This window comes from Margalitia sp. FSL K6-0131 (assembly GCF_038008735.1).
Taxonomy (GTDB): domain Bacteria; phylum Bacillota; class Bacilli; order Bacillales; family Bacillaceae_C; genus Margalitia; species Margalitia shackletonii.
The window spans coordinates 2,113,368-2,133,557 of the sequence record NZ_JBBOZS010000001.1 but is presented as its reverse complement, the minus strand read 5'-3'; the positions used below and the strand labels follow the sequence as shown (position 1 = coordinate 2,133,557).

The 20,190-nt window shown below is 34.1% G+C and carries 19 protein-coding genes and 2 pseudogenes; 8 read left to right on the top strand and 13 right to left on the bottom strand.

What is annotated here, in order from left to right; all coding sequences use genetic code 11:
* Window positions 1–22: 22 nt before the first annotated feature.
* The 4 genes from NSQ59_RS10320 to rpmG all read right to left on the bottom strand — a co-directional run bounded on the left by NSQ59_RS10320 (window position 23) and on the right by rpmG (window position 2,694).
* Window positions 23–1,552 (bottom strand): rhomboid family intramembrane serine protease, encoded by a 1,530-nt coding sequence (locus NSQ59_RS10320; protein WP_340831059.1) that lies wholly within the window; start codon window positions 1,550–1,552, stop codon window positions 23–25.
* Between the two features lie 131 nt (window positions 1,553–1,683).
* Window positions 1,684–1,860: a hypothetical protein gene (locus NSQ59_RS10315; protein ID WP_161809224.1), complete on the bottom strand. Its 177-nt coding sequence runs from the start codon at window positions 1,858–1,860 to the stop codon at window positions 1,684–1,686.
* 68 nt (window positions 1,861–1,928) lie between these two features.
* The gene (locus NSQ59_RS10310) at window positions 1,929–2,489 is read right to left on the bottom strand and encodes a 5-formyltetrahydrofolate cyclo-ligase (RefSeq protein ID WP_340831056.1); all 561 of its coding nucleotides are present in this window, start codon (window positions 2,487–2,489) and stop codon (window positions 1,929–1,931) included.
* Between the two features lie 55 nt (window positions 2,490–2,544).
* A complete protein-coding gene (gene rpmG, locus NSQ59_RS10305; RefSeq protein ID WP_055739270.1) occupies window positions 2,545–2,694 on the bottom strand; it encodes a 50S ribosomal protein L33 in 150 nt (49 codons plus the stop codon).
* Window positions 2,695–2,877: 183 nt separating this feature from the next.
* Between rpmG and NSQ59_RS10300 the strand changes: the two genes are divergently transcribed.
* Entirely contained in the window at window positions 2,878–3,231 is a 354-nt protein-coding gene (locus NSQ59_RS10300; protein WP_126647720.1) for a hypothetical protein, read from the top strand.
* A gap of 26 nt (window positions 3,232–3,257) precedes the next feature.
* A complete protein-coding gene (locus NSQ59_RS10295) occupies window positions 3,258–3,713 on the top strand; it encodes an endolytic transglycosylase MltG (protein WP_340831052.1) in 456 nt (151 codons plus the stop codon).
* A gap of 35 nt (window positions 3,714–3,748) precedes the next feature.
* Here NSQ59_RS10295 and NSQ59_RS10290 read toward each other — a convergent pair whose 3' ends face one another.
* Window positions 3,749–5,953 (bottom strand): peptidoglycan D,D-transpeptidase FtsI family protein, encoded by a 2,205-nt coding sequence (locus NSQ59_RS10290; protein ID WP_340831051.1) that lies wholly within the window; start codon window positions 5,951–5,953, stop codon window positions 3,749–3,751.
* 289 nt (window positions 5,954–6,242) lie between these two features.
* Between NSQ59_RS10290 and NSQ59_RS10285 the strand changes: the two genes are divergently transcribed.
* Together NSQ59_RS10285 and NSQ59_RS27910 are read left to right on the top strand one after the other, a co-directional pair.
* Complete coding sequence (locus tag NSQ59_RS10285; protein ID WP_340831049.1) at window positions 6,243–6,701, top strand: cell wall-binding protein; 459 nt, start codon at window positions 6,243–6,245, stop codon at window positions 6,699–6,701.
* 522 nt (window positions 6,702–7,223) lie between these two features.
* Window positions 7,224–7,450 (top strand): annotated as a pseudogene (locus tag NSQ59_RS27910) (IS4 family transposase); the annotation flags it as partial.
* 293 nt (window positions 7,451–7,743) lie between these two features.
* Here NSQ59_RS27910 and NSQ59_RS10280 read toward each other — a convergent pair.
* The 5 genes from NSQ59_RS10280 to NSQ59_RS10260 form a co-directional block, all read right to left on the bottom strand.
* Entirely contained in the window at window positions 7,744–8,205 is a 462-nt protein-coding gene (locus tag NSQ59_RS10280; RefSeq protein WP_340831048.1) for a hypothetical protein, read from the bottom strand.
* Window positions 8,206–10,019: 1,814 nt separating this feature from the next.
* Window positions 10,020–12,245, bottom strand: a complete 2,226-nt coding sequence (locus NSQ59_RS10275) for a peptidoglycan D,D-transpeptidase FtsI family protein (protein WP_340831047.1) — start codon at window positions 12,243–12,245, stop codon at window positions 10,020–10,022.
* 154 nt (window positions 12,246–12,399) lie between these two features.
* Window positions 12,400–13,620 (bottom strand): MFS transporter, encoded by a 1,221-nt coding sequence (locus tag NSQ59_RS10270; protein WP_340831045.1) that lies wholly within the window; start codon window positions 13,618–13,620, stop codon window positions 12,400–12,402.
* Window positions 13,621–13,767: 147 nt separating this feature from the next.
* The gene (gene sodA / locus NSQ59_RS10265) at window positions 13,768–14,376 is read right to left on the bottom strand and encodes a superoxide dismutase SodA (RefSeq protein ID WP_055739264.1); all 609 of its coding nucleotides are present in this window, start codon (window positions 14,374–14,376) and stop codon (window positions 13,768–13,770) included.
* A 129-nt stretch (window positions 14,377–14,505) separates the two neighbouring features.
* Window positions 14,506–14,988, bottom strand: coding sequence for a DUF456 domain-containing protein (locus tag NSQ59_RS10260; protein WP_340831044.1), 483 nt, complete (start codon window positions 14,986–14,988; stop codon window positions 14,506–14,508).
* Between the two features lie 246 nt (window positions 14,989–15,234).
* Between NSQ59_RS10260 and NSQ59_RS10255 the strand changes: the two genes are divergently transcribed.
* From NSQ59_RS10255 to ispG, 3 genes are all read left to right on the top strand, one after another.
* Window positions 15,235–16,008, top strand: coding sequence for a DUF1189 domain-containing protein (locus tag NSQ59_RS10255; RefSeq protein ID WP_055739262.1), 774 nt, complete (start codon window positions 15,235–15,237; stop codon window positions 16,006–16,008).
* A 434-nt stretch (window positions 16,009–16,442) separates the two neighbouring features.
* Window positions 16,443–16,772: a hypothetical protein gene (locus NSQ59_RS10250; protein ID WP_055739261.1), complete on the top strand. Its 330-nt coding sequence runs from the start codon at window positions 16,443–16,445 to the stop codon at window positions 16,770–16,772.
* Window positions 16,773–16,872: 100 nt separating this feature from the next.
* A complete protein-coding gene (gene ispG / locus NSQ59_RS10245) occupies window positions 16,873–17,976 on the top strand; it encodes a flavodoxin-dependent (E)-4-hydroxy-3-methylbut-2-enyl-diphosphate synthase (RefSeq protein WP_055739260.1) in 1,104 nt (367 codons plus the stop codon).
* A gap of 64 nt (window positions 17,977–18,040) precedes the next feature.
* Here ispG and NSQ59_RS10240 read toward each other — a convergent pair whose 3' ends face one another.
* Entirely contained in the window at window positions 18,041–18,472 is a 432-nt protein-coding gene (locus NSQ59_RS10240; RefSeq protein WP_340831041.1) for a DUF4190 domain-containing protein, read from the bottom strand.
* A gap of 200 nt (window positions 18,473–18,672) precedes the next feature.
* Here NSQ59_RS10240 and NSQ59_RS10235 point away from each other — a divergent pair, with 200 nt between their 5' ends.
* Window positions 18,673–19,245 carry a hypothetical protein gene (locus NSQ59_RS10235; RefSeq protein WP_055739259.1) on the top strand — a complete coding sequence of 191 codons (573 nt, stop codon included), beginning with the start codon at window positions 18,673–18,675 and terminating at the stop codon, window positions 19,243–19,245.
* A 23-nt stretch (window positions 19,246–19,268) separates the two neighbouring features.
* Here the strand turns inward: NSQ59_RS10235 and NSQ59_RS10230 are convergent, their stop codons facing one another.
* Entirely contained in the window at window positions 19,269–19,694 is a 426-nt protein-coding gene (locus NSQ59_RS10230) for a Fur family transcriptional regulator (RefSeq protein ID WP_055739258.1), read from the bottom strand.
* 230 nt (window positions 19,695–19,924) lie between these two features.
* Window positions 19,925–20,069: pseudogene (locus NSQ59_RS27905) on the bottom strand (zinc ABC transporter ATP-binding protein); the annotation flags it as partial.
* Between the last annotated feature and the right edge of the window lie 121 nt (window positions 20,070–20,190).

The window sequence follows — 20,190 nt, the reverse complement described above, 5'->3', positions numbered from 1 at the left end:
TCTTGCTTATCACTTAAACTCTTTACGGAATTTGGTTGATTCGATTAAGTAAATCCTTATATTTTTTATCATCTGTAAGTTTTACAGCTTTCTCTGCTTCTTTTTTTGCCGCCGATTTATTTCCTTCATATAAATAAACTAAAGCTAAATTAAAATGTGCGTTAGGTAAGTTCGGCTCCATTTTTATTGTTTGAATTAGATGCTCCTTCGCTTCGGAATATTTCTTTAATTGAATTTCCACATAGGAAAGCTGAAAATATGTATCAGCATTCCCTTTTCTTTTTGACACATATTCGTTAAGCAGCTCGTATGCTGCATCATAATTGCCTTCATTTATTTGTTTTTGTGCCACTGAATTCACTACATCCGGAGGTGAATAATTGCCGCCGTGATATCCAATGAATAATCCTCCAATAGAAATGGCTAATGTTAATATGAATGCCCCCACTTGAATAGTAAGTCTTTTTTTCTTAGGAAAGTGTACAATTGCAGCCGCCAAAAAGCCTCCTACCAATCCTCCGATATGGCCAAAATTATCGATACCGGAGACGGAGTATCCAAAAACTAAATTTATGATAATGACCACGATTACATTTGTACCCATTGTCCTGAAAAAAAGTTTCGGATAGATGGCTCCTAAATACAGCAATGCTCCAAAGCATCCAAAAATAGCTCCGCTTGCACCGGCAGAAACACTGCTACTAAAAAGAAAACTCGCAAGCGTTCCAGTAAACCCAGCAATTAAATATATAATCAAAAAACGTATTCGTCCATAAATCCGCTCTATAGTAGGGCCTAAATAATAGAGGGCTAATGAATTCATTAATAGATGGATAATGCCAATATGAAGAAAAATTGGGGTAATAAAACGCCACCACTGTCCTTCGATAATGAATGGATTATACTTGGCACCAAAGCGAATTAAGTTTTGTATATTGGAGCTTCCACCCGTTATTTCCAGCAATAAAAAGACAATTATTTGAATACCGAGGAGTATGTATGTAAAAAGCGGTTTCCCATTATCAAATAGCCGTTGTTCTTCCTGTGTTCGTGAAACTGCATTTGTTAAGACAGTATCCCTAAGATACTGCACATCCTCTTCTTCATAATGATCTTTAAGTGAAATAGAAATATGCTGTTGGACAAAGTTGCTGATTTGTTGAATCCCATTTTCCACATCAGTGCTTTCAATTAACCTATTATATACAATCGTCTTTCCTTTATTGATCGCCAATGGAGATTTCAGGACTGATTGATAGTCATCCACCGGTGGATATGTACTTACATAAATGTTTAAAACGTTCAGACTTCTTTTCATGAAGTGTTTACGTAGCTTTTCTGCTTGGATACATGTATGCTCAGCATCCCTTTTTAACCAATTTCCCCAATCAAGATCATACCTAAGCATTCTTATTATTTGGGCATTTTTATTGGATGTGTCCTCCAACCAAATTTCTCGGTAATCTTCACTAATTTGAATGAGACGATACTTTTTTTCTACAATAAAAAAATAAGCTAGCCTCCAAAACAAAAAGTCCTGCGTACCGCTCAATCTTTTCCCCGCCTTTAAGTATAGAAATTTATTTATATTATTTGATTAATATTTACTATAACGAAAAAATAGACCACCTGTAAAGCAATACATATGCGCTTCAACAGGTGATCTTATTTTTTCATATATTTTTACCGAAACGTATTTTCCATGAACTTGTTGCGAATTCCTGGAATGCTCATTACTGCTCGAATGGCTACTTTCCGAATCCAGTAGCTTCCAAATACAATATTTAATATTTTATATCTGTATTTTATAATACCAGCTATTAAGACAAAAGGAACAATCCATTTCATGATAGTACCCAATCATTTTCCCTCCATTGCTTTTTATTTTAGTATGTGGAGTGGATCTGGATTTATCCAATGATTTAATACTAGAAACTAAAATAATCCTTCTCTGTCATAATAGCTTTCACTGGGATATCATGTTTTTCCACCGGAAGCACTTGACATAATTGTAAAGAAAATGCTAAGGACATTGTTTCTCCATTAAAATGCTGTAAATAACGATCGTAGTAGCCGCCACCAAAACCTATTCTGTAACCATAAAAATTAAAAGCTACCCCCGGCACGATGATTAAGTCCAGTTCTTGTTGTCTTACTTCATCTGTTTCATCTTCTTTTGGTTCATATAACCCAAAATAGACGGATTCTAACTGTGTAAAGGAAGTAATTTGTCTGAACGCCATTTGTTTTGTTTCAGGATGGCATTTTGGAACAACCATTCTCTTTCCTTCCAGCCATCCACTTCGAATGATTTGCCATGTATCAACCTCAGGCGGACGTGATATCGTTAAGGCGACGGTATTTGCCTTTTTCCAAACAGGTAATTGATAAAGCTTTTTGGCAATTTCAAAAGAATGTTGTTCATATGTGCTTTTATCTAACTTTTTTAGCTCACTTACTATTTTCTTCCGAATCTCTTTCTTTTCCATCCCATCCCCCGCCTTTTTGCTTATATGAAAAAAGCAGCAGGAAATATCCTACTGCTTACTTTGTTTCACGGTGTGTTGTTGTACGTTTTTCTCTTGGACAGTATTTTTTAAGTTCAATACGGTCTGGATTATTACGTTTATTTTTTGTTGAAATATAGTTACGCTCACCGCACTCAGTGCAAGCTAATGTTATATTTACACGCATGTTTTTCCCTCCAAACTTCATTGCATTCTCAACTATTCATACGACTTTTCTATAATATCATTTTTTTTAAGGAAATGCTAGTCCGTTTTTCACCTTCATTATGCATATGTTCTACTAATTATGCTAGATATGAAAATTTGTTTATGATATAACTTTAAATAGTACATGAGGAGGAGTGGGATTTTGAACTCTTTAATCTTTTTATTATTAATACTGTCCATCCTTTTATTCATTATTTCCTTTTTTCAAAAAGACCGAACATCTAGCGTTGAAAAAGAGGTGGAAGAGCTTTCTTTGAATCTTTATCAGGAAACATATCAATTAAAAAAACGAATGAAGGTTTTGGAGGAAGAACTTTTAATGGACGGGAATGGATCTCAGAATCAATCTTTTTCACCGCCGCGAAATGAAATAAATGCGATTTTAAAAAATCAGGTTATTGCATTACATAAACAAGGTTTAAATGTAGAACAAATTTCCAAGCAGTCTGCTTTACCCATAACGGATGTGCAAAAAATTATTTTACAGCTAAGCTAATGCAAGGAATGTGAGAGGAGATAATAATGGATAGAAGAACTACGAGAGCATTTGCTTCTGGCCTTTTATTAACATCCTTATTATTAATGGGATATCAGCATTTTTACAGTAGTAAGGACTCAAATTCTATAAAAGAAGGGTATAAATCGGTTAAAATTAGCGAGCTCAACAGTCTCCAAAGTGAAGTAACTACTTGGAAACAAAAATATAACCAGCTCAAAAAAGAAGAGGCAAAGGAAGTACAGTCAAAGGAAAATCCAAAACAAACAATTGTTAAATATCATTTATCTATAACAAGCGGAATGACACCTGATAAGATTGGGGCAAGACTTAAAACAGGTGGAATTGTAAAGGATGGCAAGAAATTTGTACAGTATTTAATCGATCATCAATATCATAGTAAAATTCAAATTGGAGAATACGAACTGAATAATAATATGAGTTTTGCAGAAATTGCAAAAACCATTACAAAAGGAAGATAATCGGCAACAAAGCATGTTGCCGATTATCTTCCTTTTTATTCATTCTCATTAGTATCTGTATTAGCCTCTACCTTCTTGGCGTCCTCAATATTTTCAACCTTTTGGGTTGATTCTGCATTACTTAACCCTTCTTTTGCCCTTTTCTCCTTTAAATCGAAATATGCTTTAAACACTGCATCCGCAATTTCAAGGTTGACATGTGTTTTATCCGTAAGGGAATAAGGAACAACTACAGATAACGCAATTTCAGGGTTGTCATAAGGAGCGTATCCAGCAAATGTTACATTCCATGTCCAAATCAATTCATTTGGCTTTCGATTAGGGCCGTCATAAACGGCTTGGGCAGTACCAGTTTTCCCTGCAATTTTGTACTGTTTATTATAGATATAAGAATAACCCGTTCCTCCAGGTTCATTAACTACCATCTTTAACCCTTGTTGTACATGTTTCACCCAATCACTTTTCATATCGATTTTATTTAAGATTTTAGGTTGAACGTCTTGGACAATGGGTCCAAGCTCATCGGATTTAACATTTGGCTCACGTATTTCTTTTACAATATGGGGTTGTATTCGATAACCGCCATTTGCAATTGTAGAGATATATTGTACAAGCTGCAGTGGAGTATACGTATCGAATTGCCCTATTGCAAAGTCCAACACTTTACCACTTTCTTGCGGTACCCCTCCACCATACCCTGCTGATTCACCAGGCAAATCTATCCCTGTTTTCACCCCAAGACCAAATTGGGCAAAGTTATTGCGGAACTTTCTAATTGCCTCCATTTTATCAATGGTTAATGGACCATTAGGAATATATGTTTGTTGCCCACCAACTTTCATAGCTGTTTTGAACATATACACGTTGGAAGATATCTTTAAAGCGGTTAGATCATTAATATCCCCAAAACCCCTGCCATTCCAAGATTTCTTTACATTTGTTCCTTTTAAATAAATTGGCTCATCCCTAATAATATCATATGGTTTAATAGCTCCTGTTTGATACCCTGTCAATACTGTTGCCCCTTTTACAGCGGACCCCATCGAATAGGATGAATTTATATTTCCAAGTGCATAATCATTAATCTCTGTTTTTCCTGATTCTTTATCTTTCACATATTGTTTACCAGCCATCGCTAAAACCTCACCCGTTTTTGGGTTCATAATGGATACAAACGTTCGGTCCAAGTATGGCTGACCAATATGTGCTTTTCCAAGTTTATCCTGGATAATTTTCTCTACAGCTTTTTGAAGATCAATATCAATGGATAAAACGAGATCATCGCCTCTTTTTCCTTTTCGAATCATTTTTAATTCTAAAACATTTCCCTCTTTATCCGTTTTATTTTGGACTTTCTCTTTTTCCCCTTTAAGTACGTCCTCATACTGATATTCAAGATAGCTTTTTCCGACACGGTCATTCCGACTGTACCCGAGTGCTGTATAATACTGTGCTTTTTCTTTAGGCAATCCTTCTTTTGAAGAGGTAACTTTCCCAAGGACTGAACCAAGAACGGTATCTCCGGATTCATTTTTAAAGACAGTAAATCGGTCCCAATCAATCGTTGTGTCCACACCTGGAAGCTTATCTAAATTTTCACTTACTACGGCAAACTCTCTTGGTGTAACATCTCTTTTAATGATTTGGGTAGTTAAGGCGTATCCATTCATTTCACGATAAATGGCTAATACTTCTAATTCCTGTTTTGTAAAAGACTGAATATCTTTATTGGTAATTCGATTAAGTTGAATCTGGTAACTTTTTGCATTAATTTCTTTTTGATCAAGATTAGCCTTTTTAAATGCTGCTAAATCTTGATCGGTAATTAGAGCTTTTGCTTCATCAGGATGAGTAAGAATCCAGAAATCTTTCCGATCCCTTTCTGTTATCGCTTTAAAATCATCTTTAGAGTCTTTATTTATTAGTTTTGCCAGCTTGCGAGCCACTTCCAGCTTCAATTCAGGTTTTGCCGATTGAGGAATCGTATATGTAATGGCATTTAGCGGTTTATTTCCTACAATCAGCTTTCCATTGCGGTCAAAAATTAGCCCTCTTGGTACAGGATTATAGACTGCCACATCATTTGTTTTATTTATTTCCTTTTTGTAATCTTCACCATGAACGATTTGAACAATCCCTAATCGCAAAATAAGAACGGAAAACAGTAAAAAGACAATTAAAAATAACAGGTTCATTCTTAATAATACAAATTGATTTTTTTTCTTTTTCACCGTTTCCATTTCCCCACGTCCTTTGCATATTTTTTCCTTTCTATTATTGTATATGATAAATTATTAATATTATATAATAATATCCAAAATTATTAAAATTTTTATAAATCCATTTTCCGGGTAACTTCTTGTGTGCAATTTGTTATAATCTTCAGAATTCAATATAAACCGTGTCTTTAGTTTTATATCCAATTAACTATTTTATCTAAAATTTCATAAAAATTCACATTTTCCCATTGATATCCAACCACTAGTTTGTTATTGTTTATTTTGAAAATAAAAGAGAGGAGTTTAAAATATGAGGAAATCTATCAAGTTATTTTTCGGATTTTTATTAGTTATTTCAGGTGGATTAATTGCTTTTTCTAATGAAAAAGCCGAAGCCGCTACATCTGGATGGCAATCTGTATATGGGGTTTCAGGTTGCAAAGTAAGAGTATGGACAGATTATTCCGCATATACTTCAAGTGCTACAACAATTGATGCGTATGCGGAAACAAATGGTCAATGTGGCCGTTTAGAATATAAAGCATTTAGAGCTCAACAATCTGAATCTTTTTCTAGTTATAGTAGTGAGAGTTATAGTGGGTATTTTTCAGAGCGGACACCGATTAAATCATTTAATTTAAATAAGTGGAATACTCCTATAGATATGACTTTGGATTCAGTCTATGTATCTTTATTAGTTTATAAAGCCAGCGATCCATCAAAAACTACATTAATTTCTTCATTACCTGTTATTGTCTATAAAAGATAAATTTTGTTAGTACTAGTTGATTATTTTTATTCTTTAAATTAGAAATTAAAAATGGCTAACTCAAAGAAATCTTATAATTTACCTTTGAGGATTAGTCACTTTTTTTGATATTTTTGTAGAAATAAAGTTAACCTTACATCAATTCAATTAAATACATACCGATTATTTTCAATAGGCTAAACTCTTTTTATTTCAAAAAAAATTATTCCTTATCTGTAATTCACTAGCCATCTTTCAAAAATCATCAATTTTAAATCTATTATGTTTCGTTTATCTCTATTTTTTAGAATTAGTTATGGATAATGTGTCATATATTTTCTATAATTCGCAATAATATTATTAATTACTATAAAAAAAGATTCGGTTCATATTCTTAGGAGATATCTATTTACACCGGGAATACCGTCAATGGCTCGATGATCCTTTGTTTAAAGACAATATACCTTTATTTAATTTAACCTCAACTTTATAAGTAATAAAATAAGCACTAGCCATTGGTTATACTCAATTCATGTCATCTATCAATGGCTTGCCATTCTTAGTACTTACCGCATCCTGTCAGAATAGGAAATTATCCGAATTTGCGGATTGCGCTGTGATATTGAGGCCTTCTTCAAAACTACCAAATCCCTTATTTAACTCGAAAAAGTGTTTCAATGTCGTTCATATGATGCACTTATTATAAACACACGACAATTCTGTTTGCGAGCTTTATCGTTCTATCGTGGCAAAATAGTTGTAATACTAATTAGCGTACAATATGCGGTCTATTTTACGAATTATGTGATGAAGTAAAAAATATTTCTTTGAATTTCTAAAAAATCGTTTCCATGGTTTTGATATTTATATTTGATTCTAGATATTCAATTCTTTGTATTGAACAGTATAAACTTAAAAAATAAATATCTCATCCACTTTTAATACACCGTTTTCCATTTCATAGCAAAAAATTGTATGGAATTTCAAATAGGGAAAATTAAAAAAGCTTTAGTCCGATATAAATCAAACTAAAGCTAGAATAACAATTTCTTAAGGTTCTATATTATCTTTTATTAACAGTTAAAGGAAGTGATTGAACTGAAGTTGCGGTAGTTGATTTTTTACCATCCGCCCAAACAAGAGCATAAACATAGATATCTTTAACAGTTTCGTCGAATTTACCAGTAAATTGATCTAAATTAAAAGTTTTTACGGGAGTCTTATTTGAAAAATATCCTGAGTACATTGTTTTACTGTGAAAGTTTTCAGTTCCATTTTGTTGAGCTACCATACCTTCATAATCGAGTTTTCCACATTGACCATTGCTTTCAAGATATGAATCGATTGTAGTAGCATTTGAAGTATATGTAGTATAGTCAGTCCATACTCTAACTTGACATCCAGAAACACCTTTAATCGACTGCCATGAGGATGTTGCCGCCTCCGACTTGTTTTGCGGTGCGATAAGAAAAATGCTAGAAATAAAAACGGTGAAAATTGGAATCAATAGAAATATTTTTTTCATCTTCCATAATCTCCTTTAATAATATTTAACAATTAAATACTAACATAACAAAAAACCTTATTTCAATAAATTTTTCAATTAAAGAATTTTAATTTAATTCTCTTACCAGCTTCATTCAACTACTAATTGATACTTCTTTAAAAGTTTTCATTTTGTTATCTTGAAAGTATATGAAATTTAATATTATTTTTATATATCAAAAAAATATATAAACTTAGTGCTCAACATCAAAATCAATGGTTTACATTATGTGGATAAATATGGTTAACAATGCTAATTAATTGAAACCATCGCCGCTAACCTGTTATGCTATGACTTCCAACATAAAAAGCAAATGAGGTTAGACAGATGTCCTTTAAATATATTTCAGCGTTTGCATCTACTAAGAATTTTACTTTTGGTATGACACATTAGTTAACAATCGGTACTTAATTATGACTAAAGATAAAGCTACTGATACTGTTAACATGACACATTGAGGAGGAGATAACTTCCTTGCTATCCGTGTTTATGAACAAAATTTGTTTCCCTTACCTTATGTTGGTAGAATGGAATTTAGCAAATCCTCGGCAGGTTCACAATATAAAGATTTTATATTTTTAACTAAGGATCAATATAACTTTGAAATTTAAAAAAACAATAAGAATACGAGTTTCTGGATGTATAGAATATTAATATTTAATAATTGGAGATAAGTATGTTAAATAGGTTATTACCTAGTTTAATCATTATTTTATTTTTAATAATTTTATTTTTAATAATTTTATTTTGTTATAGATTCACTAACGTTTTCATAAATGTAGTTCAATTTTCTGTAATTATCTTTCTCCAATTGTGAGCCAAAAGTAAAAACCTAAAGAAAGATGGCACTGTTCATTTGGTGAAAATATAGAGTTAAACCTAAGTAACAAGGACAATAAGCTTATTTACTAACTTGAATGCCCATCAAGCTTTCTTATCCAAACATAGGGTTTATAAAAAGCTCCTTTTAACCAGCGGGTGATTCGCAGTTGTGATAATTTGCTTTTCATCTCTAATTGAACGAGTAGATTAAAGTGATAAGTGCTAGGAAAATTTGATTTTGTATAACTGTTTCGCTCATTCCATAATAATGCTTAATTTAAACGAGTTGTTTTGCCAATTGAAACATATTTTTATAGCCCAGTGAGATCGCAAAATTCCACTGATTTTTTCGGCTTCAAATCAAAACGATTCGTAATAAATCGAAGCAGATTTCCCTTTGTATCCATGACTTCTAGAAGACGAAAGACATTTTCAGTCCGATTTTGTGTGGTGCTAATGTAAACCATTTTGTCAGATTGAATGGTACTACCATAGTGAAGTGAAAAAGAATCACCTTCACGAATGAGTGCATATTTCTTCAATCTTGAAACGAAGAGGTAGCCACATCTGATATCTAATCAAAACGTTCGTAGTCTACATAAGAACGATCAAAAACATACGTGGCTATTTTATCATCCACTAGAAATTCTAGTTGGTTTCGGTCATGTTTTCTTTCGCAGTTGAAATGACAGCTTTTTTGGGAAAAACGGTATCATGCGATGCTAACATGCAGATGATTTTATTATATTCCTTTTGCAGCTTGATTTGATAATGCATTCCCTAGGTTATACCTTTCTTATTGATGTACCTCAATGGTATCACAATCGAAACAGAACTTCCTCTTTCTTCTAAATTACGGTGTACAGCAGTTAATTTATCTTATTAAGTAGATGTAACAAAAAAATGCCCCCTTATTGTGTATAACAATTTTCAGGAGGCGTTAATCATTTAACATTGCGGTTTAAAGTCTGTTAATATGCAGAACCTGAATTCTTTAACATATCTTTGTTTGTAATTTTTGCATCATTAGCATTTTCAACCTTTTGAGTTGAGTCAGATTGATCAAGTCCTTCTTTTGATCGTTTTTCTTTTAAGTCGAAATAGGCTTTAAATACTTGGTTTGCAATTTCTAAATTGATATGTGGATCCTTTTGTATTCCTTCATATGCCCAAGGTACAACAACAGAAATTGCAACTTCCGGGTGATCATATGGTGCATAACCGACAAAGGTTAGATTCCACGTCATCGGTGGTAATTCATTCTTTTTCCAATATTCATTAGCTTTTGGACCATCATATAACCCTTGAGCAGTTCCTGTTTTCGCTGCTACCTTATACTTACTATCGATATAACCATGAGCTGTACCGCCTTGCTCATTCACTACTTCCCATAATCCTTTTTTGACATGATCAATCCATGATGTTTTCATGGATAAAGTATTTAGTACATTGGGTTTAATCTCATCGATAATTGGGCCTAATTCATCTGATTTATCACTTGGTTCACGAATTTCCTTGACAATGTGAGGTTGAATTCGATACCCACCATTAGCAATAGTCGAAATATATTGTACAAGCTGTAATGGAGTATAAGTATCATATTGTCCGAACGCAAAGTCTAATACATTACCAGATTCTTTTGGAATTCCGCCTCCGAACCCAGATGATTCACCTGGTAAATCAATTCCAGTTTTGACTCCTAAACCAAATTGATTAAAATTATATCGAAGTTTTTTTATTGCATCTAATTTATCTATACTTAATGGGCCATTCGGTACATAATGATATTGTCCGCCAATTTTCATGGCGATTAACATCATGTAAACATTGGATGACCGTTTTAAAGCAGTTAAGTCACTTATTGGCCCCATCGGATATGGTGTCCAGGATTTCTTTACCTTTGTACCTGCAAATTGTAAAGGTTGATCAACTTGCACCTCACCAGGATGAATAACTCCCGTTTGATAGCCAGTTAATACGGTTGCTGCTTTTACAACAGATCCCGGTGAATAAGAAGTAGTCATATTTCCTAATGCATAATCAGCTAACACGGTCTTGCCTGTTTTTGGATCAGTGACATATTGTTTTCCCGCCATTGTTAAAAGGTCACCCGTATTTGGATCCATAACAGAGACAAAGGCCCTATCTGAAAATCGATGCCCTGGCCTATTTTTAGCCAACTCTTTTTCGATAATTTTCTCCACTTGCTGCTGAAGGTCAATATCAATAGATAAGACTAAATCGTCTCCTCTTTTTCCCTTGCTGACAACCTCAGATTCAAGAACATTCCCTGATTTATCCGTTTTATTTTTAACTTTTTCTTTTTGTCCCTGAAGAACATCTTCATATTGATACTCCAGATAACTTTTACCAACGCGGTCATTACGACTGTAGCCGCGTGATAGATAATAATCGACTAGCTCTTTTGGTAAACCTTCCTTGGACGAAGACACATTTCCAAGAACGGAACCAAGAACAGCATCACCCGTATCAGTTTTAAATACGTTGTAGCGTTCCCAATCGGTAGTAGTATCTACCCCTGGCAGTGAGCTCAAGTTTTCATTAACCACCGCAAATTCCTTTGGAGTAACACTCTTATTTTTAATAATTTGCGGAGAAAGTGCATAACCACTGGACATTTCCCGATAAATAGCTAGAACTGCAAGCTGTTGTTTAGAAAATGAATTGATTTCTTTATCTGTAATTCGATCTAATTGCATTTGATAAATATCGCTGTCACTTAATTTACCGTCTTTTAACTTCTTCCATTCTGCATCTGTAATTTTAGCTTTCGCTTTATCTGGATTAAGCATAATCCAATAATCTTTACGATCTCTTACCGTAATGGATTTTAAATCATCAGGTGAGTCTTTCTTTATTAATGTTGCTAATTTTCTTGCCTCATTGAGCATTTCTTCTTGTGATGTTGTTTTTGATCTAGTGTACGTTATTGCATTCAACGGTTTGTTTCCAACAATCAATTTATGATTTCGATCATAAATTTTCCCTCTCGGAACGGATGTATCTACTGTTACATCTTCCGTGCGTGCAATCTCTCGTTTATAATCTTGACCATGTACAATTTGAACAATTCCCAGCCGAAGAATTAAACAGGAAAATAGCACAAAAACAACAAAAAACAACATATTCAGCCTTAATGGAACATGTGTCCTTTTCTTTTTTTTCGTTTTCTTCAATGTTCTCGGGTCCTTCCTGCATTTAATTATTCATTCTTATATTGTAAAGGAACAAGCCTTATTATTCTACAGGTAGAATCAAGAAAAGTACGAATGGATTACCTATTGTCAAAAAATATTCAAAGACAATCGACTAAAGTCGACTGTCTTGTTATTAACCCGATGATTGAATTTTTACTCGTCTGATAAAAAGGGATATGCATAAATGACCAGCACCGATAATCATTAGTAAAATTGGAATGCTTTTTTGCTCATTAAAGAAGGAGATAGCAAAAATAAAACATAGGATGGAGACGACACGACCACAATTAAGAAAAAGCTCCCTGACAACAATATATTCTATCCTTGCTTCAGCTGCTTTCCAACCTTTACCGATTACATCATATGTCATCGAAATATATGGAACTAATATCATTGGGTACGCAAGAGCAATAATGGCTCCATAAATTAATAACCGCGGAAATGTGACTTCGAACACGATGACATAAATAGCTAAATATAGAAACAAGCCTCCTAATAATATCGACTTTTTGCGGTATTTGGTTTTAATCAACCTTGAAGCAAGAGAATAGCCAATAAAGGATATTCCAGAGTTAATAAGGCCAAACGTTCCAAGTGCAAATTCGCTTCCTGTTGATATAAAAACAAATACCGAAATAACAAATACAAAGGTTCCATCTCGTAATCCTTGAACAAAATGGGCATTTGTGATTAAACGCCAATTTTGATTATTTTTTCTTTCTTGCAAAATCCTTTTAAATAAATAACTGCCGTGGGCTGGTCTGCGCTTTAAAAAAAAGCTCGTTACTACTGCTACACCGAACAGTAATAAAGAAAGACCGAATACAATGGTATAACCAATGTTGGAGGTAAGTCTAGAAATGATGAATCCAGCTAATATTGGTCCAATCATCCCCCCCGCCGAATTTAATGTCCCTAAAAATCCATTAAAAAAATCTCTTGTTTCCGGTTCCGTTATCTCAAACGTTAAAACATTAAACGCCAACCAATAAAAGCCATAGCCTATTCCTAATAAACCGCCTAAAATGATAATAAAATGGGATGCGTTACTCCCAAAAAAGAGAACAGATAAATAAAAAAGTGCTAAAAAAGTAACACCAATCCTTAGCACAATCACCCTGTCAATTTTTTTCGCCCATCTGCCTGCCAATATAAATGTAAGCGGCTGTAAAACAACAACAGATAAATTATAAATTGCCAAATCCAAAAATTTTCCGGATTGCTTCCATAAATAAATATTGACGAACGTATTGGATAAAGAAATACTGATCGAATACAAGCCACCAATAAGCAGTAACAAGGTCAAATCCCTTGTTAATTCAACCTCACCTAACAGCTTTTGTAATTTACTCATTTAAAACTCCCCTTTTTCATCCTTTATATTTTTTAGAAAAAGGGGTGACATTATACATAAGAATGTTAGAAGTTATAAGTTGGCTATAAAAGAAGTAATGTATAAATACAAAAAAGCATCGAACCAATGGTCCGATGCTTTTTTTCATTATTTTCCTGCTTCGTAAAGCTTAGAAACTTCGTCCCAGTTCACTACATTCCAGAATGCTTTAATGTAGTCAGGACGACGGTTTTGATAATTCAAGTAATATGCATGTTCCCAAACATCTAATCCTAATAATGGAGTTTTTCCTTCCATTAACGGATTATCTTGATTTGGTGTACTAGTAACTTCTAATTCACCATTGTTTAGAACTAGCCAAGCCCAGCCTGAACCGAAACGTCCAGCTGCAGCAGCAGCAAAATCTTCTTTGAATTTATCAAAGCTGCCAAACTTGCTATTGATTGCGTCTGCTAATGCTCCTGTTGGCTCACCGCCTCCATTTGGAGAAAGAAGCTTCCAGAATAGAGAGTGGTTTGCATGTCCGCCACCATTATTGCGTACAGCAGTACGAGCTGCTTCTGGAACAGCGTCTAAATTAGAAATTAAATCCTCTACAGATTTGTTTAATAATTCATCTTGACCTTGAAGTGCATTGTTCAAGTTAGTTACATAAGTATTGTGATGCTTTGTGTGGTGAATATTCATTGTTTCCTTGTCAATATGAGGCTCAAGAGCATCATATGCGTATGGTAATTGCGGTAATTCAAATGCCATTTTAATACTCCTCCTTATGTATCAATTTTGAACCTAAATGATTCAAATTTTCTTCCACTTAAGATTAACAAATTTATGCAAAGCAATCAAATATGTTGCACTATATTTTTGATAAAAATTTTAGAATTTTTACAGCACAACAAATAGAAAATATCCAACCATTAAAATCTGAATAAAACCTTTTGTAATAACACTGCTTATAAATCCAAGAAGTGAACCAATCCCTATCTTAATGGCTGATTTAATCGGTTTACGGTTCACAAGTAACTCTCCTAAAACCGCTCCAAGAAACGGTCCAATAAGTATTCCGACAACCGGAATAATAAATGGGCCTGCAATTAATCCGATTGTACTTCCCCACACTCCCGCTTTGGAGCCGCCAAACTTTTTTACTCCAATTAAATTAGATACATAGTCGGCACTAAATAACAAAATAATGAATAATACCTCGATGCTCCAAAATAACCAATTTAATGGGCTGAATGTAAAGAATAAGCCATAAAGCAGGAATCCTCCAAGCATAAATATCGCACTAGGAATAATAGGATAAACCAAACCTATAAAAGCAATAACAAAAACTACGGTGATAATGATCCAGTATAGAACTTCCATTTTTCATCATCCTTTTTCACGGAAAGTAGAAAACAATACTTAACATAATGAACTTTTATTATTACAATGGAAAATAGCGGAGTTTAAAACTACTCTTGAATAATATTGCTGATGTTCTTACCGCTTTAAGCGTCCACATTTACGATAGTTTTCGTTCTAAAGTTACTAAACCCGTTAACGTGAACGCATAAGGCTATAAATCAACAATATACATAATCAGCTTAAAATATAAAGGAAGTGAAATGTGTGAACATATTTACCAGATTCGTTAAGAGTCTATATTCCCCAAAAGAAGTTGCAAAGTATCGATTTCTTGGTATCGGTAAAACGATTTTTTATGTATTTATAATCATGTTTATATCCATTTTACCAGGCATCTATCATTTTTCAAAAATGGCAGCAACTGCTTTAGAAGAAGGGAAACAAGTTTTCTTAGAGGACCTTCCGTCTTTTACCATATCAAACGGAGACCTAATTTCTAAACAAAGCAGTCCGATAATTATCCCCAAAAATAATGTTACTATCGTATTTGATCCGACTGGTGACTTAAGTACCAATGATGTCCAAGAAAAAGGTAATTCTGTTGGGCTATTAAAACACGAGTTTGTCATTGTAGCTAATGGACAAGTCCAAACCTTCCCTTATACTGCTCTCGAGAATATGAAGGTGACGAATAAAGATATTGACAGCTTTATCAATTCATTAAAGGGTGTTATGTGGATTGCCATACCAATCATTTTTCTTTTCTACTATTTGTTTGTCTCAGCATTAGGGTTTATCAAAATTTCTATATTTGCAGGCATTGGAGCATTATTCGCCCAGACACTCGGAAGAAAACTAAGTTATCGTCAAGGATGGCGGCTATCTGCACACAGTATTACATTATCAACCATCTTTTTTATGCTAATGGACTTATTAAATACTGGCGTACCAGGTGGCATGTTCATTGATTGGTTCGTTTCTCTTCTATTCCTTTATTTAACTATTCGTGAAATACCGAAACCAAAGATAGATGCATAAGAAAAGCGCAAGTGCCTTGCTCATCGGTGTACGGATTTCGTAGTCGCAGGCTCGAGATAAAGGAAACACAGTGAGGTAGTTCACGAACAAGTGAAAATAGCACTTCCATTTTCAATTGATGTTGACTTATCGTAGGGAGGAGACGGAGAAATCCGCTAGCCGATAGGCGCTGTAGCTAGACAAGATTAAACTTGTTAAATTATTTAGATGTTGAAAAATTTTATACTTTCTTATCCCTTAAAAAAACTGGCAGACGCCAGTTTTTTTCATTTTGAAAATGATTTTCGGTAATTTTTTTGTAAAATATTCTATTTTTAACGCTTATATGCTAGCGGATTTATTCATCATTAGAAAATTTTTTTCGTTTTACAGTCATATCTCCCCTTGGACAAGCATATATACATGATATATCCAATCCATAGGGGGCATTCACTTTGAAAAAATTCGTAGCCTTAATTGTAGCAATCATTGTCCTATATAGTGTCTATTATGATTTAAAAATTGGAACGATTCCCGCCGCAACACATGCTTCAGAGGTAAAAACTCCCCAAGAAACAACCGCTAAACCGACCGTTCCATTTCAACTAAAAGAAGTCGAGCCTGGTGAGACTGTTCTAACAATAGTCGAGCAATTAGAAAAAGGACCGCTTTCTGTACCAATTAATAAAGTTATCCATGATTTTCAAAAATTAAATAATGGTATTAAACCCGAGGAGATTCAGATTGGGCAGGAATATAAATTTCCCGTTTACAAAAAAAGGTGAGTGGGTATTTCTTGTCAATTTGAATAGAAGTGATAAAATACTTATGTGTATATTAATTTAATTATCATATGAGTTGTTAAATATAAAGGAGAGAAAACCCTTGGGTGAACTTATACATCGTTCAAAAACACGCCCCGTAAAAGTCGGAAATTTGACGATCGGCGGCAGTAATGAACTTTTTATTCAAAGTATGACAACAACCAAAACACATGATGTGGATGCAACTGTACGTCAAATTGAACGCTTAGAAGAAGCAGGATGTCAAATTGTTAGGGTTGCATGCCCGGATGAACGTGCAGCAAATGCAATTCCAGAAATAAAAAAACGAATCAATATTCCTTTAGTTGCGGATATTCATTTTGACTATCGTTTAGCTTTAAAAGCAATTGAAGGCGGAGTAGATAAAATCAGAATAAATCCTGGTAATATTGGAAAAAGGGAAAAAGTTGAAGAAGTTGTAAAAGCTGCGAAGGAACGCGGTATTCCGATTCGTATTGGAGTTAATGCAGGAAGCTTAGAGAGACATATCTTACAAAAATATGGATACCCTACTGCTGATGGCATGGTAGAGAGTGCCTTACATCATATTAAAATCCTGGAAGATCTCGACTTCCACGATATTATTGTATCTATGAAAGCTTCAGATGTTAATCTTGCAATTGAAGCATATGATAAAGCTGCAAGAGCATTTGACTACCCACTTCATCTTGGTATTACTGAATCAGGAACGTTATTCTCCGGAACAGTAAAAAGTGCAGCGGGACTTGGTGCAATCTTAAATAAAGGCATCGGTAATACACTGCGTATTTCCTTAAGTGCCGACCCTGTTGAAGAGGTAAAAGTTGCCAGAGAGTTATTAAAGGTATTTGGACTTTCCTCAAATGCGGCAACATTAATTTCCTGTCCAACATGCGGAAGAATTGAAATCGACCTAATAAGTATTGCAAATGAAGTAGAGGAATATATTTCAAAAATAAAAGCTCCAATTAAAGTATCCGTGCTTGGTTGTGCGGTAAACGGACCTGGTGAAGCAAGAGAAGCAGACATTGGAATTGCCGGGGCAAGAGGAGAAGGATTATTGTTCCGTAAAGGGCAAATTGTTCGAAAGGTTCCTGAAGAAACAATGGTAGAGGAATTGAAGAAAGAAATCGATATTGTAGCTGAAGAGTACTTTAAAAAACAAGCAGCAGAACTAAATCAGTAAGAAAAGAGCGTGGCCAATTGGCACGCTCTTTTTTTTAGCTCCTACGATACAAATGGAACTCCATTTAAAAAAATGGAAGAACAAATATCCCTATGATGATGGAAACGACCCCAATACCAATACTCCATGCCCCTAAGGTTCCAGCACCCTTATGACGGGCTACAAAACCAAGAACAACTGCTGCTGCACCTAATATTACCGGTAACACAAATAATGATATGATCGATAATGCTAAAGCGGCCCAGCCAATTGCCCGACCACCAGTATCCACATCATTCCTGTCATTATCTTCCCTATCCTCATATCGTTCATACCGATTCATTTGAACAGGTGTTGCAATTTCTGCAGCTGCTTCTTCATCAAAATCATGATGATTATCGTCGACTTTTCGAGCTCCATACATGTTATCTAAATCTTCTGCATCATGTATATCGTGATCATCTTCGACATCAAGTACTTCATTATCAAGCTTGTCATAACGTGTATCTTCTTTCAATGCTATCCCCTCACTTTCTAGAGTAAGAGCAGGAGCATTTATAATATGTGCTTTTCAAAGCCTATTTATACCGTTGAGTTATTACGCAACTATTTAAAGGAAAAATACAATATTTTTCGCAGGTTTATACATTATATGTTAAACTTTGTTAGTAGCATTTTTAGCTTATTTAAAAATTACGCTTAAGGAGTATCATCTTTATGAAAAAGAGATTTGGCATTGACATAGACGGCACGGTTACAAGTCCAGATGCACTATTGCCATTCATCAACAAAGAATATCAATTAAATTTAACGTTGGATGATATCACAGAGTATGAACTAACAAATGTTATTGATATCCCTGCTGATGAATTTTATGAATGGTTCATTAAAACAGAACCGGTCATTTACGCACAGTCACCGCTTGCAGTGGGAGCAAAAGAGGTTTTAAATAAATGGAAAGAAGAATTTGAATTATATTTTATCAGTGCAAGGAGTTCGAATCTTCTTGAAGTAACAAATACTTGGTTTAATCAAAATGATATTAAATATCACCATATTGAATTAATTGGATCCCATCATAAAGTGGAAACGGCAAAAAAATATAATGTAGATGTATTCTTCGAGGATAAACATGATAATGCTGTCATGATTCATGAAGAATTAGGCATTCCAGTTATTTTGTTTGATACCCCATATAACCGAGATCCCATTCCTGAAGGTGTTATTAGAGTAAAAAATTGGAGCGAGGCAGATGCTTGGATAAATAATTGGGTTAAAATAAAATCATAAGGAAACATACTCCTTATGATTTTTTACATTTGATGATGGGTTATACAATCAGGGCATTTGCCATAAATTTCAAATTTATGTCCTGATACTTCATATCCTTTCATATCTTCCTCAATATGATTCATCGGACAAATTTCAATTTCTTTCGTTTTTCCGCAATCCAAACAAATAAAATGATGATGGTGATTATTCGTCGAACAACTGAATCGAAAGTGCTTTTCCCCAGATAACTCCGTGGCTTCTAGGATTTCTAACTCAGCGAATAAGGACAGATTGCGATATATTGTATCAAAGCTTAAACCCGGATAATCCTCTTTCATATATTCTAGAACATCTTTTGCAGTTAAATACTTATTATTGGAAGCAAATAGCTCTAGCATTTGTTCTCGTTTCCCCGTATGCTTATACCCTTTTTCCTTAAGTGTTTGCATAGCTTCTGCTAAGTGCATGCCACATTACACCTCTTCTTCCCTTGTCGTTAATAAATGGTTTCCAGTGCGTTTTATGAGAAAAGAAATTAGTAATAATATAATGGAAATCATCACAATGGTTCCACTTGTGAGCCAAATTAAATAAAATCCGTTTATTAATCCATTGATAACAGATATCTCTCAAAGAATAATGGAATTTAAATCGTTTGTTTAAACCCCTTCACAAAAATCTCATACTTGCGGCTACTTAACAAAGTGGAATTACCTGATCCATTTGGACCAACAAGCGTTAAAAAAAGCTCCACATAGTACAGATAGGTTTATATTTTCAATAATATTTTCACGTTCGTATCGAAAGCTGATATTTTTTACATTAATAATCGGATTTTCCAAAGAATGTTCTCCCTTTCGATAATAATCATTCCGATTTAGAACATTTATGAGTATACCTCAAATCAAGCAGTCTGTAAAATTTTTTCCTTGCAAAATATTGTTTTCGTTTGGGAAATTGCCT

What these genes read in the sequence shown, in the direction of transcription:
- NSQ59_RS10310 (WP_340831056.1), bottom strand. Translation starts at nt 2,489, where the DNA reads ATGGAAAAGAAAGAGATTCGGAAGAAAATAGTAAGTGAGCTAAAAAAG.
- rpmG (WP_055739270.1), bottom strand. Translation starts at nt 2,694, where the DNA reads ATGCGTGTAAATATAACATTAGCTTGCACTGAGTGCGGTGAGCGTAAC.
- NSQ59_RS10295 (WP_340831052.1), top strand. Translation starts at nt 3,258, where the DNA reads ATGGATAGAAGAACTACGAGAGCATTTGCTTCTGGCCTTTTATTAACA.
- NSQ59_RS10290 (WP_340831051.1), bottom strand. Translation starts at nt 5,953, where the DNA reads ATGGAAACGGTGAAAAAGAAAAAAAATCAATTTGTATTATTAAGAATG.
- NSQ59_RS10285 (WP_340831049.1), top strand. Translation starts at nt 6,243, where the DNA reads ATGAGGAAATCTATCAAGTTATTTTTCGGATTTTTATTAGTTATTTCA.
- NSQ59_RS10280 (WP_340831048.1), bottom strand. Translation starts at nt 8,205, where the DNA reads ATGAAAAAAATATTTCTATTGATTCCAATTTTCACCGTTTTTATTTCT.
- NSQ59_RS10270 (WP_340831045.1), bottom strand. Translation starts at nt 13,620, where the DNA reads ATGAGTAAATTACAAAAGCTGTTAGGTGAGGTTGAATTAACAAGGGAT.
- sodA (WP_055739264.1), bottom strand. Translation starts at nt 14,376, where the DNA reads ATGGCATTTGAATTACCGCAATTACCATACGCATATGATGCTCTTGAG.
- NSQ59_RS10260 (WP_340831044.1), bottom strand. Translation starts at nt 14,988, where the DNA reads ATGGAAGTTCTATACTGGATCATTATCACCGTAGTTTTTGTTATTGCT.
- NSQ59_RS10235 (WP_055739259.1), top strand. Translation starts at nt 18,673, where the DNA reads ATGAAAAAGAGATTTGGCATTGACATAGACGGCACGGTTACAAGTCCA.
- NSQ59_RS10230 (WP_055739258.1), bottom strand. Translation starts at nt 19,694, where the DNA reads ATGCACTTAGCAGAAGCTATGCAAACACTTAAGGAAAAAGGGTATAAG.